The 962-nt window shown below is 74.8% G+C and carries 1 protein-coding gene; it reads right to left on the minus strand.

Features of this window, described 5'->3' with window-relative positions; genetic code table 11:
• Positions 1-962 (minus strand): ABC transporter permease (locus C667_RS23330; RefSeq protein ID WP_004390361.1); only part of this gene is annotated, 962 nt, incomplete at both ends.

The raw sequence follows: 962 nt of genomic DNA on the forward strand, positions 1-962 counted from the left end.
CTCGACCGCGTCGAGGCGCGCCGCGCGGCGCGCCGGCAGCACGCCGGCGGCGAGGCCGACCACCACGGCGACCACCTCCGCCGCAAGCGCGTACTGCCAGGGTGTGGCCACCGGCATCGCCGGCACCAGCAGCCCGACCAGCTGCGCCAGGCCCGCGCCCGCGAGCAGGCCGAGCAGCCCGCCGATGCCGGCCAGCACCACCGCCTCGCCGAGGAAGAGCGCGAGGATGGTGCGCCGGCGCGCGCCCAGCGCCACCAGCACGCCGATCTCGCCGGTGCGCTCGGTGACGGCGATGCTCATGATGGTGACGATGCCCACCCCGCCCACCAGCAGCGAGATCGCCCCGAGCGCGCCCACCGCCGCGGTGAGCAGGTCGAGGATGTTCGACAGCGTCGCCAGCATGTCCTCCTGGGTCAGCACGCTGAAGTCCTCGCGGCCGTGGCGCGCGATCATCAATTTCTTCACCGCCTCCGCCACGCGCGCGGCGGGGGCCTCGGGGTCGTAGGTGAGCGCGATCTCCATCAGGCCGTCGCGCTGGTACAGCGCCATGCCGCGCACCACCGGGATGTAGGCGGCGTCGTCCAGGTCGATGCCGAGGAACTGCCCCTTCTCCTCCATGATGCCGACCACGCGGAAGCGCTCGGCGCCGATCTCGACGCGCTCGCCGAGCGCGTTGGCGCTGCCGAAGAGCTCGCGCGCGAGCTTGGGCCCCAGCACCACGAAGGCGCGCGCGCTCGCCGCCTCGTCGGGCGGCAGGAACTGCCCCACGCCCACCCGCATCGAAAACACCTCCTGCATCTGCGGCCCCACGCCGAGCACGGCGCTGCGCCGCACCCGGCCTTGCGCCCGCACCTCGGCGTTGCCGCTCACCGAGCCCGAGACGTGCCGCACCTTGGGCAGGCGGGCGAGCGCGGCGGCGTCGTCCAGGGTGAGGTCGCGCGCGGTCGAGGGCAGGCCGGGCG

The sequence above is a fragment of the Thauera phenylacetica B4P genome, assembly GCF_000310225.1.
Taxonomy (GTDB): Bacteria; Pseudomonadota; Gammaproteobacteria; order Burkholderiales; family Rhodocyclaceae; genus Thauera; species Thauera phenylacetica.